Raw genomic sequence first — 14,451 nt, 5'->3', positions numbered from 1 at the left:
TCCGGGGATGGGCGCGCAGCGCCGTTCGACGCAGTCGAACACATCGCATGTAGGTGCCAGCGAAGCCAACCGGAGGGCGATGCCCCCGGATGAATGCCGGAGCGAAGGAACCCCGAGCCTAAGCGAGGGGCCGTACGTAAGGGGCGAGACCTTTTGGTTCCTTTTGGGGCGTTTGCCAAAAGGGACTCGCCGTAAGGGCGAAACCATAAGCCGCCGTTACCGAAGAAATGGATATGTACTCCGTCAAAACTCCAAAACAACCTACAGAATCCAGGCATTTTTCGACGATGAAACAAGTCTTCCGGCCCTTGCTCCCCCGCCGCGGACGACTAACATCAACAAAAGGAAAATATCTCCACCCCCTCCCCTCAAGTTGAAGGACTCGACAACCGACACAGTGCTAATAGGCTAACTCGCCAGGACAACTGCAAATCGGCCAAGCTGAAGGCAAAATCCCCCAAGGATGATTGTCCCTTTGACTGCCATCACGGGATTGCCAATACTCATGGCAACTTGATGCCACCCGCACGGAACAAGGAATAGCCCTTTGAAGCTGGAACTCAAGAACAGCTTGTCGGTGAAGTTGCTCCGGGTCGTGCTCCTGTCGGCATTGATCGTCGGCGTGGTCTTGAGCTGTGCGCAGATTGTGTTCGATGCCTATAAAACACGCCAGGCCGTCGCCAGCGATGCCGAGCGCATCCTCGACATGTTTCGCGACCCCTCGACCCAGGCCGTCTATAGCCTGGACCGGGAAATGGGCATGCAGGTGATCGAAGGCCTGTTTCAGGACGCCGCCGTGCGCAAGGCCTCCATCGGCCATCCCAACGAAGCCATGCTCGCGCAAAAAAACCGCGAATTGCAGCACTCCAACAGTCGCTGGCTGACCGACCTGATTCTTGGCAAGGAACGCACCTTCACCACCCAGCTGGTCGGTCGCGGGCCTTACAGCGAGTATTACGGCGACCTGAGCATCACCCTCGATACCGCCACCTACGGCCAAGAGTTCATTGTCAGCTCGGTGATCATCTTCATTTCCGGTGTACTGCGCGCGCTCGCCATGGGGCTGGTGTTGTATCTGGTCTACCACTGGCTGCTGACCAAGCCGCTGTCGCGGATCATCGAGCACCTCACGGAAATCAATCCGGATCGTCCCAGCGAACACAAGATTCCGCTGCTCAAGGGGCACGAGAATAACGAACTGGGCATCTGGATCAACACCGCCAACCAGTTGCTCGAATCCATCGAACGCAATACCCATCTGCGCCACGAAGCGGAAAACAGCCTGGTGCGCATGTCCCAGTACGATTTCCTGACGGGGCTGCCGAACCGCCAGCAATTGCAGCAGCAACTGGACAAGATCCTCATCGATGCCGGCAAATTGCAGCGCCGGGTCGCTGTGTTGTGTGTCGGCCTGGATGACTTCAAGGGCATCAACGAGCAGTTCAGCTATCAGACCGGCGACCAGTTGTTGCTGGCCTTGGCCGATCGCCTGCGCGGTCATAGCGGGCGCCTGGGCGCCCTCGCCCGCCTAGGTGGCGACCAGTTCGCCCTGGTCCAGGCCGACATCGAACAGCCCTACGAAGCCGCCGAGCTGGCGCAAAGCATTCTCGATGATCTGGAAGCGGCGTTTGCCCTTGACCATCAGGAGATCCGCCTGCGCGCCACCATCGGCATCACCCTGTTTCCCGAGGACGGCAACAGCACCGAAAAGTTGCTGCAAAAGGCCGAGCAGACCATGACGCTGGCCAAGACCCGTTCGCGCAACCGCTATCAGTTCTATATCGCCAGCGTCGACACCGAAATGCGCCGCCGCCGCGAGCTGGAAAAAGACCTGCGCGATGCGTTGATCCGCAATCAGTTCTACCTCGTCTACCAGCCGCAGATCAGCTATCGCGACAACCGTGTGGTGGGTGTCGAAGCCCTGATTCGCTGGCAACACCCCGAGCACGGTATGGTGCCGCCAGACCTGTTCATCCCCCTGGCCGAACAGAATGGCACCATCATTGCCATCGGCGAATGGGTGCTGGACCAGGCCTGCAAACAACTGCGCGAGTGGCATGACCAGGGCTTCTCCGACCTGCGCATGGCGGTGAACCTGTCTACGGTTCAACTGCACCACGCCGAACTGCCACGGGTGGTCAACAACCTGCTGCAGATGTATCGCCTGCCGCCGCGCAGCCTGGAACTGGAAGTCACCGAAACCGGCCTGATGGAAGACATCAGCACCGCGGCCCAGCACTTGCTCAGCCTGCGCCGCTCCGGCGCGCTGATCGCCATTGACGACTTCGGAACCGGCTATTCGTCCTTGAGTTATCTCAAGAGCCTGCCGCTGGACAAGATCAAGATCGACAAGAGCTTCGTTCAGGACCTGCTCGATGACGACGACGATGCGACCATCGTTCGCGCCATCATCCAGCTGGGCAAGAGCCTGGGCATGCAGGTGATTGCCGAGGGCGTGGAAACCGCCGAGCAAGAGGCCTACATCATCTCCGAAGGCTGCCACGAAGGTCAGGGCTATCACTACAGCAAGCCGTTGCCGGCACGAGAACTGGGCCTATACCTGAAGCAAGCCCAACGCAGCAACGCCGCTATTTTGTAAAAAATACACCCCTCCTGTAGGAGCGAGCGTGCTCGCGATGGTCGTGAACGATAACGCGTGCGGCCTGAAAAAACGCGTCGCCTTGTAGTCCTTCGCGAGCAAGCTCGCTCCTACAAGGCCGCGAGCCACGCTCCGTGAATAAGAAATATTTACAGGTACAACCCTTTACACATAATGCGAAAGATTTGCATTATGTCGCAGTTTTGCGTGCGCATAGCACGACACCACCCCTAACGAAGCAGGATGTTCGCCATGATTCGTATGCCTCTGGCTACCGCCAGTCTGTTGGCCATCGCTATTTCCCTCGCCGGTTGTGGCGAAGGTAAAGACCAGGAAAAAGCTGCCGCGCCAGCTGCCAGCACTGCCGCTGCCCCGGCTGCTCCAGCCGCTGCGCCTGCCGCTGCCGGTAAAGTCGACGAAGCCGCCGCCAAAGCCGTTGTCGCCCATTACGCCGACATCGTTTTCGCCGTTTACAGCGATGCCGAATCCACCGCGAAGACCCTGCAAACCGCCGTAGACGCCTTCCTCGCCAAGCCGAACGCAAACACCCTGAAAGCCGCCAAGGCTGCCTGGGTTGCCGCTCGCGTGCCTTACCTGCAGAGCGAAGTGTTCCGCTTCGGTAACACCATCGTTGACGACTGGGAAGGTCAGCTGAACGCCTGGCCGCTGGACGAAGGCCTGATCGACTACGTCGACAAATCCTACGAACACGCCCTGGGCAACCCGGGCGCCACTGCCAACATCATCGCCAACACTAAAGTGCAGATCGGCGAAGACAAGGTCGATGTCAAAGACATCACCCCGGAAAAACTCGCCAGCCTGAACGAGCTGGGCGGTTCCGAGGCCAACGTCGCCACCGGCTACCACGCCATCGAATTCCTGCTCTGGGGCCAGGACCTGAACGGCACCGGCCCTGGCGCCGGCAACCGTCCGGCTTCGGACTACCTGGAAGGCAAAGGCGCTACCGGCGGCCACAACGATCGTCGTCGTGCCTACCTGAAGTCCGTGACTCAGCTGCTGGTCAGCGACCTGGAAGAAATGGTCGGCAACTGGAAGCCGAACGTGGCCGACAACTACCGCGCCACCCTGGAAGCGGAACCGGCTGAAACCGGCCTGCGCAAAATGCTGTTCGGCATGGGCAGCCTGTCCCTGGGCGAACTGGCGGGCGAGCGCATGAAGGTTTCCCTGGAAGCCAACTCCCCGGAAGACGAACAGGATTGCTTCAGCGACAACACCCACAACTCGCACTTCTACGATGCCAAGGGCATTCGTAACGTGTACCTGGGTGAATACACTCGCGTCGACGGCACCAAAATGACCGGCGCCAGCCTGTCGTCCCTGGTGGCCAAAGCCGACCCGGCTGCCGACACCGCGCTCAAAGACGACCTGGCCGCCACCGAAGCCAAGCTTCAGGTCATGGTCGACCACGCCAACAAGGGTGAGCACTACGACCAGTTGATCGCTGCCGGCAACACCGCGGGCAACCAGATCGTCCGTGACGCCATCGCTTCCCTGGTCAAGCAGACCGGTTCGATCGAAGCCGCCGCTGGCAAACTGGGCATCAACGACCTGAACCCGGACAACGCTGATCACGAATTCTGATCAATGCTGGCTGAGTGAGTAATCAGGCGACCTTCGGGTCGCCTTTTTTGTCGGCCATAACACAAACAACTGTAGGAGCGAGCCTGCTCGCGATGGGGCCATGTCAGTCGACATCAGTTTTGGATGACACATTGCAATCGCGAGCAGGCTCGCTCCTACAGGGGATTATGGGCAAGCCAAATTACCTGTCCCACATCAAGCAAACGATAATTCCTCTTATTCAAATTCCCATCCCCTGTTAGACTTTGCGCCCTTGTTTTGCTCGTCTTGCAGGATGTCTGATGCCCTCGCTGCCTCTTCGCTTGTCCGCACTGTTTCTGGCCCTGGGCCTGAGTGCCTGCGATGACGCCCCGAAATTCACCCAGGCCGAGCCTGGTGAAGCCCGCTCCGGCGGCAGTGCGACGGTGCGCAAGACCGATCAGAACGCGTTTTCCATGCCCTCGGCGAACCTGCCGCCGTCACGGCGCGTAGATTTCAGCGTCGGCAACAGTTTCTTCCGCAGCCCTTGGGTGATCGCCCCGTCGACGACGACCGCTCGCGATGGCCTCGGTCCACTGTTCAACACCAATGCCTGCCAGGGTTGCCACATCAAGGACGGCCGCGGCCATCCGCCAACTCCCGACGATGTGAACGCCGTGTCGATGCTGGTACGCCTGTCGATTCCCGACGCCCCGGTGTATGCCAAGGTCATCGAACAGCTCGGTGTAGTGCCGGAGCCCGTCTACGGCGGTCAGTTCCAGGACATGTCCGTCCCCGGTGTGGCCCCCGAAGGCAAAGTGCGGGTCGATTACACCGCCGTGCCGGTTCGCTTCAAGGACGGCACCGAAGTCGAGTTGCGCAAACCGAGCCTGAACATCACCCAGCTGGGCTACGGCCCGATGCACCCCGACACCCGTTTCTCGGCCCGCGTGGCGCCGCCGATGATTGGCCTGGGCTTGCTCGAAGCGATCCCCGACGAAGCAATCCAGGCCAACGCCGAGGCACAGGCCAAGGCGAACAACGGCATCAGCGGACGCCCGAACCGGGTCTGGGATGACGCCCAGCAAAAGACCGTTCTGGGACGATTTGGCTGGAAAGCCGGACAACCGAACCTCAATCAGCAGAATGTCCACGCGTTTTCGGGTGATATGGGACTCACGACCAGCCTGAGACCCGTTGATGACTGCACGGACGCGCAAACGGCCTGCAAACAGGCACCCAGTGGCAACGGCCCCAATGGCGAGCCGGAAGTCAGCGACAACATCCTGCGCCTGGTGCTGTTCTACAGCCGAAACCTCGCCGTACCGGCCCGTCGTGACGTCAGCGCACCTGAAGTGCTGGCCGGCAAGACCCTGTTTTATCAGGCCGGTTGCCAGTCCTGTCACACACCGAAATACACCACCGCCGCCAACGCCGCCGAACCTGAACTGGCCAATCAAGTGATTCGCCCCTACAGCGATCTGCTGTTGCATGACATGGGCGACGGCCTGGCCGACAACCGTACCGAGTTCCAGGCCAGCGGCCGCCAATGGCGTACCCCGCCGTTGTGGGGCATAGGCCTGACACAGGCGGTCAGCGGCCACACCCAGTTCCTGCACGACGGCCGCGCCCGCAACCTGCTCGAAGCCGTGCTCTGGCATGGCGGCGAGGCAACAGCGGCGCAGCAACAGGTTTTGTCTTTCAATGCCGAGCAACGCGCTGCGTTGCTGGCGTTCCTGAATTCCCTTTAACACGCATTCCATTCGCGGGAGCCCGACATGTTCCGTCCCAAACTGTTGTTCACCAGCCTTGCCGCCCTTGCCTTGGGCGCCTGCTCGCCCCAGGACCCGCAAGCGGTCACGTCGGCGGCCATTGCCAAGTCGGTGATCCTGCCGACCTACACCCGCTGGGTTGAAGCCGATCGTCAATTAGCGGTCAGCGCCCTCGCCTACTGCGAAGGCAAGGAAAACCTGGAAACTGCCCGTGCCGACTTCCTGCATGCGCAAAAAGCCTGGGCCGAGCTGCAACCATTGCTGATCGGGCCGCTGGCCGAAGGCAACCGTTCGTGGCAAGTGCAGTTCTGGCCGGACAAGAAAAACCTGGTCGGCCGTCAGGTCGAGCAACTGGTCACCGCCCAGCCGCAAATCGATGCCGCCGCCCTGGCCAAGTCCAGCGTTGTGGTACAGGGCCTCTCGGCCTACGAATACATTCTGTTCGACAGCAAGCCTGACGTGGCCAACGCTGAGCAGAAGAGCAAATACTGCCCGCTGCTGATCGCCATCGGCGAACGCCAGAAGCAATTGGCCGAAGAGATTCTGCAAACCTGGAACAACACCGACGGCATGCTCGCGCAAATGAGCAAATTCCCGAACCAGCGCTATGCGGACTCCCACGAAGCGATCGCCGATCTGCTACGCGTGCAAGTCACCGCCATCGACACCCTGAAGAAAAAACTCGGCACGCCAATGGGCCGCCAGAGCAAGGGCGTGCCGCAACCGTTCCAGGCCGATGCATGGCGCAGCCAGGCGTCCCTGACCAGCCTTGAAGCCAGCCTCGCGGCCGCCAGGACCGTCTGGGAAGGTGTGGATAACAAAGGCCTGCGCAGCCTGTTGCCGAGCGAGCAGAAGCCGTTGGCCGACAAGATCGATGCGGCCTATGCCGCCTCGCTGAAACTGTTTGCTGGCAACCAGCGCTCGCTGACCGACATGCTCAATGACGATGCCGGCCGCCAGCAACTCAACGAGCTGTATGACAGCCTCAACGTCGTCCATCGCCTGCACGAGGCCGACCTGGCCAAGGCATTGGGCATCCAGCTGGGCTTCAACGCCAACGACGGTGACTGATGAGGGCCGGTTCCATGCTGCGACGCCAGGTTCTGACATTAGGTAGTTTGCTGCTGGGTGCAGTGACGCTGGGCGGCTGGAAGCTGTTCAAGCAAAAGGACAGGAGTCCGTTGTTGCTTTCGGCGCGGGACGATACCGACGGCCAGCATTACGCCGTCGGTTATCGGCTCGATGGCACCCAGGTGTTCGCCACCCGGGTCGGCCAGCGTTGCCACGACATCGTCAACCACCCGACACTGCCGATTGCGCTGTTCGTCGCTCGCCGTCCGGGTACCGAGAGCTACCTGATCGATCTGCGCGACGGCGCGCTCCTGCAAACCGTGGTGTCACAGCCGAACCGGCACTTCTACGGACACGCGGTCATTCACCACAGCGGCGATTGGCTGTACACCACCGAAAACGACACCACCGATCCGGGTCGCGGCCTGCTCGGCGTGTATAAGTTCGAAGGCGAACGACTGGTGCACAGCGGTGAGATTTCCACCCACGGCCTCGGTCCGCACCAGGTGTCGTGGATGCCCGATGGCGAAACCCTGGTGGTGGCCAACGGCGGGATTCGCACCGAGGCCGAAAGCCGGGTGGAGATGAACCTCAACGCCATGGAACCAAGCCTGGTCCTGATGCACCGCGACGGCACCCTGCTGAGCAAGGAAACCCTTGCCCAGCAGATGAACAGCGTGCGCCATCTGGCCATCGCCAGCGACGGCACCATCGTCGCCAGCCAGCAGTTCATGGGTGCTGCCCACGAGTCGTCGGAGTTGCTGGCGATCAAGCGGCCCGGTCAGCCCTTCGTCGCGTTCCCGCTGCCCGAGCACCAGTTGCAGGCCATGGGGCACTACACCGCCAGCGTCGCGGTACACAGCGACCTGCGCCTGGTGGCGTTGACCGCACCGCGGGGCAACCGTTTTTTCATCTGGGACCTGGACAGCGGTGAAGTACGCCTGGACGCGCCACTGCCCGATTGCGCCGGGGTCGGTGCCGTGGCCGATGGTTTTGTCGTGACCTCGGGCCAGGGACGCTGCCGCTACTACGACTGCCGCCAGACAAACCTTGTTGCAAAACCGCTGGAGCTACCCGCAGGGCTCTGGGACAACCATCTGCATCTGATGGCCTGAATCATTGAAAAAGTCGCCGCTTTGGGCCGCGCCTGCATCGGGATGACGTACACCCCGCTGGCGCGACCCGAGGCGGCGAATCTTTTCAGGCTTTCACCTCTCTAATACCTCGCAACCTGTAAAAACAGCAGTTGGATTACCCTCTACACTCCCGGTAATGTGCCCCCACTGTCTCACCTGATTTTCTCCAAGGAACTGGATATGCTGCGTCGCCGCATGCTGATCATGTTGGGTGTTGTTCTACTGATTGTGCTGGTCCTGGCCGCGTACAAAGCCTTCTCGATCTACACGATGGTTCAAGGCTTCTCTGTGCCCAGACCGGCCGTCAGCGTTGCCGTGGCCACCGCCACCGAGCGCCCATGGCAAGCCCGCCTGCCTACCGTTGGCACGCTCAAGGCATTGCAGGGCGTGGACCTGAGCCTGGAGACCGATGGCACCGTCATCGATTTGCAGTTCGAGTCAGGGCAAAAGGTCAAGGCCGGTCAACCACTCCTGCGCCTCGACAGCGCCGTGGAAAGTGCCCTGCTGGAAACTGCTCAGGCCGACCTCGGGCTGGCACAGCTCGATTACGGTCGCGGCAGCCAACTGGTCGGCAGCCAGGCCATTTCCAAAGGCGAGTTCGACCGACTTTCGGCGGTGCTGAAAAAGAGCAAGGCCACGGTCAATCAACTCAAGGCTGCGCTCGGCAAAAAAAGCATCGTCGCGCCCTTCAGCGGCACCATCGGCATTCGTCAGGTGGACGTCGGCGACTATGTGGCCAGTGGCACCATGATCGCCACCCTGCAAGACCTCAGTAGCCTGTATGTCGACTTTTTCGTGCCCGAGCAGTCGGTGCCGAAGATTGCGCTCGGCCAGCCAGTGCGGGTCATTGTCGCGGCGTATCCGACCCGGGAGTACCCCGGCACCATCAGTGCAATCAACCCTAAAGTCGAGAACAGCACCCGTAACGTGCAGGTCCGCGCCACCCTCGCCAATCCCGATGGCAAGTTGATCCCAGGCATGTTCGCCAGCCTCCAGGTGCTCCTGCCCGACCCGCAGCCGCGCATCGTGGTGCCGGAAAGCGCGATTACCTACACGCTCTACGGCAACTCGGTGTATGTGGCCGTACCAAAGAAGGCCGAGGATGGCAGCCTGGTAAAGGACGACAAGGGCCAACCGGTGCTGATCGCCGAACGGCGTTTTGTCGAGACCGGCGAACGCCGCGATGGGCAAGTGATGATCACCAAAGGCGTGCAGAGCGGCGAGAAAGTGGTAACCGCCGGTCAGCTCAAACTGGATAACGGCTCACGCGTTGCCATCAGCGACGACAAGACCCTGGCCGGGCAGAACAGCCCGCCACGCGCGGACTGATCAAGGAATCCCCATGGCTTTTACCGACCCGTTCATCCGCCGTCCGGTTCTCGCTACGGTGGTCAGCCTGTTGATCGTGCTGCTGGGCTTCCAGGCCTGGAGCAAGCTGCCGCTGCGCCAGTACCCGCAAATGGAAAACGCCCTGATCACGGTGACGACCGCCTACCCCGGGGCCAACGCCGAGACCATCCAGGGCTATATCACCCAGCCGATGCAGCAAAGCCTGGCCAGCGCCGAGGGCATCGACTACATGACCTCGGTCAGTCGCCAGAACTTCTCGGTGATCTCGATCTACGCGCGCGTCGGCGCCAACAGCGACCGTCTGTTTACCGAACTGCTGGCCAAGGCCAACGAGGTCAAGAGCCAGCTGCCCCAGGACGCTGAAGACCCGGTGCTGAGCAAAGAATCTGCCGATGCGTCAGTGCTGATGTACATGAGCTTCTTCAGCAAGGAATTGAGCAACCCGCAGATTACCGATTACCTGTCGCGGGTGATCCAGCCGAAACTGGCGACCTTGCCCGGCATGGCCGAAGCCGAGATCCTCGGCAACCAGGTCTTTGCCATGCGCCTGTGGCTGGACCCGATGAAGCTGGCAGGTTTCGGCCTCAGTGCCAGTGACGTGACCAACGCGGTGCGCCAATACAACTTCCTCTCTGCCGCCGGCGAGGTGAAAGGCGAATACGTGGTCACCAGCATCAACGCCAATACCGAACTCAAGTCCGCCGAAGCCTTCGGGGCAATTCCACTCAAGGTCGATGGCGACAGCCGTGTGCTGCTGCGCGATGTGGCGCGCGTGGAAATGGGTGCGGAAAACTACGACACCATCAGCTCGTTCGGTGGCACCCCTTCGGTGTACATCGGCATCAAGGGGACGCCCGGCGCCAACCCGCTGGAAGTGATCAAGGAAGTGCGCAAGATCATGCCGGACCTGGAGGCCCAGCTACCGCCGAACCTGAAAGGTGAAATCGCCTACGACGCCACCCTGTTCATCCAGGCCTCGATCGACGAAGTGGTGAAAACCCTGTTCGAAGCGGTGCTGATCGTGATCGTGGTGGTGTTCCTGTTCCTCGGTGCCCTGCGCTCGGTGGTGATCCCGGTGGTGACCATCCCGCTGTCGATGATCGGCGTGATGTTCTTCATGCAAATGATGGGGTACTCGATCAACCTGCTCACCTTGCTGGCAATGGTATTGGCCATCGGCCTGGTGGTGGACGATGCGATTGTTGTGGTGGAAAACATTCACCGTCACATCGAGGAAGGCAAGACACCGCTTGAGGCTGCCATTGAGGGCGCACGGGAAATCGCCATGCCGGTGGTTTCGATGACCATCACCCTGGCGGCGGTGTACGCACCGATCGGTTTCCTGACCGGCCTGACCGGGGCGCTGTTCAAGGAGTTCGCCCTGACCCTGGCTGGCGCGGTGGTGATTTCCGGCATCGTTGCCCTGACCCTGTCGCCAATGATGTGCGCGTTTCTGCTGCGTCACGACGAGAATCCCAGTGGCCTGGCCCATCGCCTGGACATGATTTTCGAAAGCCTCAAGCGCCGCTACCAGAGCCTGCTTCATGGCACCCTCAACACCCGGCCGGTGGTGCTGGTGTTCGCCGTGATCGTGTTGTGCCTGATTCCGGTCCTTCTCAGTTTCACCAAATCGGAACTGGCGCCGGATGAGGACCAGGGCATCATTTTCATGATAGCCAACGCCCCGCAACCGACCAACCTCGACTACCTGAACACCTACACCGACGAGTTCGTCTCGATCTTCAAGGCGTTTCCCGAGTACTACTCGTCATTCCAGATCAACGGTTTCAACGGCGTGCAATCGGGCATCGGCGGTTTCCTGCTCAAGCCATGGGACGATCGCAGTCGCACGCAAATGGCGATCCTGCCCGAGGTGCAGGCCAAACTGGAAAAGATCCCGGGGCTGCAGATTTTCGGCTTCAACCTGCCGTCACTGCCGGGCACCGGCGAAGGCGTGCCGTTCCAGTTCGTCATCAACTCCGCCAACGATTACGAATTGCTGCTGCAGGTGGTCGACCGGGTAAAAAAACGTGCGAAAGAATCCGGCAAGTTTGCGTTTGTCCACGTTGACCTGGCCTTCGACAAGCCGGAAGTGGTGGTGGATATCGACCGCGCCAAGGCTGCGCAGATGGGGGTTTCCATGCAGGACCTGGGGGGAACCCTGGCGACCCTGCTGGGTGAAGGCGAGATCAACCGATTCACCATTGAAGGTCGCAGCTACAAGGTCATTGCCCAGGTCGAGCGGCCGTTCCGCGACAATCCGGACTGGCTGAACAATTACTACGTGAAAAACACCAAGGGCGAACTGTTGGCGTTGTCGACCCTGATCACCGTCACCGACCGTGCTCGACCGCGACAGCTGAACCAGTTCCAGCAACTCAACTCGGCCATCCTGTCCGGCGTGCCGCTGGTGAGCATGGGGGAAGCCATCGACCTCGTGCGCCAGATCGCCCGGGAAGAGGCGCCCGCCGGCTTTGCCTTCGACTACGCCGGCGCATCGAGGCAGTACGTTCAGGAAGGCAGTGCCCTGTGGGTCACCTTTGCCCTGGCACTGGCGATCATTTTCCTGGTGCTGGCGGCCCAGTTCGAAAGCTTCCGCGACCCGCTGGTGATCCTGGTCACCGTGCCGTTGTCTATCTGCGGCGCATTGATTCCGCTGTTCCTGGGCTGGTCGAGCATGAACATCTACACTCAGGTTGGGCTGGTGACGTTGATCGGGCTGATCAGCAAGCACGGCATTCTGATCGTCGAGTTCGCCAACCAGCTACGCAAGGACAAGGGCCTGACAGCGCGGGAAGCGGTGGAGGAAGCGGCGGCCATCCGCTTGCGTCCGGTCTTGATGACCACCGCGGCAATGGTGTTCGGCATGGTGCCATTGATCATCGCCACCGGTGCTGGCGCGGTCAGCCGGTTCGACATCGGTACGGTCATCGCAACGGGCATGTCGATCGGGACGTTGTTCACCCTGTTTGTCTTGCCCTGCGTCTACACGTTTCTGGCTAAACCGGATAAACCTCAAGAACACCCATAACCTTGTGGGAGCGGGCTTGCTCGCGAATGCGGCTCAACATTCAACAAGGATGTTGCCTGACACACCGCTTTCGCGAGCAAGCCCGCTCCCACACAGGTCAGCGTTGAAACCTGGATCACGGAAAAAAAAGGCCTCGCATCAGCGAGGCCTTTCATTTGGGCTTCAATCGGTTCAACTTTGTGGCCTCAATCCCTGAGAGAGTCCGAACATGAACAACAACAAGTCATGATCGGGTCGGGTGGCCACGGATGCCTTTGCAACCCGTGGTAATGGACAATGTTCTTCTGCGCTTATCGAGCTGAGAACCTGGGGGCGCGGTTGCTCCCAGGTTGCCATCGCGATCGATGCAACTGCCAAGGCTCCTACCAGAAACAGACCTCGTGCAATTTCGAGTTTCATCGCTATAAAACCTTGATAGCGCTGCCAAACGCCGTCTCATAAAAATAGATGAGCTTTTTCCAGTCTGCGTCGCTGAACGACGAGTGGCGACGCAACTGCTTCAAGTCATGGACAGCTGCGCGATTGGCCGTCAAACGCTTTCGGCATTTCTCCAGATCGATCAGGGCCACTTCGACCTTGGCCGACTCGCCCTCACCGGTCACGCGAACAAATACGTGCTTGTCGTAAAGGCAACCGTGCTGCCAGCGGCCCTTGTGCATGCGAGCCAGGTTTTCAGCCAGGTCCTTGAGCACTCGTTCGTTTATTGCTTCACCATGACGCTCGCGATCGCCACCGGCGTACCAGCGATCGATTTCCTCGAAGCCGTCGAGTGACTTGGTGACCAGCAAGGCACGCCACTTATGTACAGGATCGCGCTGTGCGCCACAGAAAACGATTTGCGGAACCCGTACGCCAAGCTCGGTCACACCGATGAACGCAGCATGCTCGCGCATAACCGTAGGCCGCCCGAAAGGGTGCTGCAAGCTACGATGGATATGCCCGGTCTGGCGCTTGACGTAAAGCAGCTGACCATCACTGCCCATCAGGCGTTGAACGCCGCTTTCCCCACCGCGACGGACGTTGGGTTCTTCCACCCATTCACCGCGCTGATTCCAAAAATAATCGAAGCGGTCCTGGGGAGCGACTTCCGTTTCTGCTGCATACTGCACTGCCATCCTGTTACCTCTTGCGTAATACGTAAACTCGCCACATGGCATAGAGCGGTAAAAAGTCCAGTTGTTCCTGGATGCGGAAACCCGCCTGCTCAAATTCCTTCTCTGCGGTAGCGGCCGGTAACACAAACCGGTTTTGGTAACCTTCCTGCCCACGGGTTTTCTCCGAACGCTTGCGTTTCCAGGCCTTGAAATTGCCATCGACCCACAGCGAAAGGATCACGCTGTCACGGCAAACGCGCTCGAATTCACGCAAAATAGCCATGCGATGCTCGGCTTCACCGATGTGGTGGAGCAAGCGCATGCAAAAAATGCTGTCGACGGCGTTGTCCGGCAAGGCGATGTCGAATGCAGACGTGTGCAAGGGTTGTACCCGTTTCACCACGTCGGCAGGTTGCGCCTGGATTGCGATCTTCAGCATCGACTGCGAGTTATCGGCACCGATGATCACGCGGTTGGATTTTTCCGCCAACAAGGGCCAGAAACGCCCTGCACCGCACGGCAAATCAAGGACCAGACCAGGCTCGCCAACCAGAGCCAGCGCCTTGCGCGCCAGTTGTTCGTCACGCCAATGGGACAATCGACGGCCGAGACCTTCCTGGTGTTTGCGCAAATAGCGTTGTGCGTGTTGATCGTCGTACTTTTCGGAAAAATCGAGTTTGATCGGGCCGCCCATCATCAGGTCTCCTGAACTTCTGATAGCAACTACCTTAGGTTTCGTGGTGTCGGTGACTGGTCATCCATTTGTGAAAATATCGTTATGGGAAACCCGGAAGTATTACAGGGCTTTACGGAATTGACAGGGTTTGCTGGACGCCTG

General features: G+C 60.0%; 10 protein-coding genes. 7 read left to right on the top strand and 3 right to left on the bottom strand.

The features are described 5' to 3' along the window. The first annotated feature begins 547 nt into the window (after nt 1-547). The 7 genes from AC3IT9_RS05100 to AC3IT9_RS05070 all read left to right on the top strand — a co-directional run bounded on the left by AC3IT9_RS05100 (nt 548) and on the right by AC3IT9_RS05070 (nt 12,519). Nucleotides 548-2,599 (top strand): putative bifunctional diguanylate cyclase/phosphodiesterase, encoded by a 2,052-nt coding sequence (locus AC3IT9_RS05100; protein WP_150728316.1) that lies wholly within the window; start codon nt 548-550, stop codon nt 2,597-2,599. 252 nt (nt 2,600-2,851) lie between these two features. Beyond that, nucleotides 2,852-4,201, top strand: a complete 1,350-nt coding sequence (locus tag AC3IT9_RS05095) for an imelysin family protein (protein WP_489272256.1) — start codon at nt 2,852-2,854, stop codon at nt 4,199-4,201. A gap of 281 nt (nt 4,202-4,482) precedes the next feature. Continuing rightward, nucleotides 4,483-5,910 carry a di-heme oxidoreductase family protein gene (locus AC3IT9_RS05090; RefSeq protein WP_489272254.1) on the top strand — a complete coding sequence of 476 codons (1,428 nt, stop codon included), beginning with the start codon at nt 4,483-4,485 and terminating at the stop codon, nt 5,908-5,910. Between the two features lie 27 nt (nt 5,911-5,937). Continuing rightward, entirely contained in the window at nt 5,938-7,002 is a 1,065-nt protein-coding gene (locus tag AC3IT9_RS05085; protein WP_489272253.1) for an imelysin family protein, read from the top strand. A gap of 14 nt (nt 7,003-7,016) precedes the next feature. Next, entirely contained in the window at nt 7,017-8,117 is a 1,101-nt protein-coding gene (locus AC3IT9_RS05080) for a DUF1513 domain-containing protein (protein WP_489272251.1), read from the top strand. 201 nt (nt 8,118-8,318) lie between these two features. Further along, complete coding sequence (locus tag AC3IT9_RS05075; RefSeq protein ID WP_150728311.1) at nt 8,319-9,467, top strand: efflux RND transporter periplasmic adaptor subunit; 1,149 nt, start codon at nt 8,319-8,321, stop codon at nt 9,465-9,467. 13 nt (nt 9,468-9,480) lie between these two features. Beyond that, entirely contained in the window at nt 9,481-12,519 is a 3,039-nt protein-coding gene (locus AC3IT9_RS05070) for a multidrug efflux RND transporter permease subunit (RefSeq protein ID WP_150757227.1), read from the top strand. A 171-nt stretch (nt 12,520-12,690) separates the two neighbouring features. Here the strand turns inward: AC3IT9_RS05070 and AC3IT9_RS05065 are convergent, their stop codons facing one another. Genes AC3IT9_RS05065 through AC3IT9_RS05055 form a run of 3 tightly spaced genes read right to left on the bottom strand, consistent with a single transcriptional unit; the run spans nt 12,691 to nt 14,307 of the window. After that, entirely contained in the window at nt 12,691-12,918 is a 228-nt protein-coding gene (locus AC3IT9_RS05065; protein ID WP_015096670.1) for a hypothetical protein, read from the bottom strand. A gap of 2 nt (nt 12,919-12,920) precedes the next feature. Next, nucleotides 12,921-13,634 (bottom strand): lipopolysaccharide kinase InaA family protein, encoded by a 714-nt coding sequence (locus AC3IT9_RS05060; protein ID WP_489272249.1) that lies wholly within the window; start codon nt 13,632-13,634, stop codon nt 12,921-12,923. Between the two features lie 4 nt (nt 13,635-13,638). Then, nucleotides 13,639-14,307 carry a class I SAM-dependent methyltransferase gene (locus tag AC3IT9_RS05055; RefSeq protein ID WP_489272248.1) on the bottom strand — a complete coding sequence of 223 codons (669 nt, stop codon included), beginning with the start codon at nt 14,305-14,307 and terminating at the stop codon, nt 13,639-13,641. Nucleotides 14,308-14,451 lie beyond the last annotated feature (144 nt).

The sequence above is a fragment of the Pseudomonas sp. KH_046_1 genome (assembly GCF_057839025.1).
This window is presented reverse-complemented; position numbering and strand designations above follow the sequence as displayed.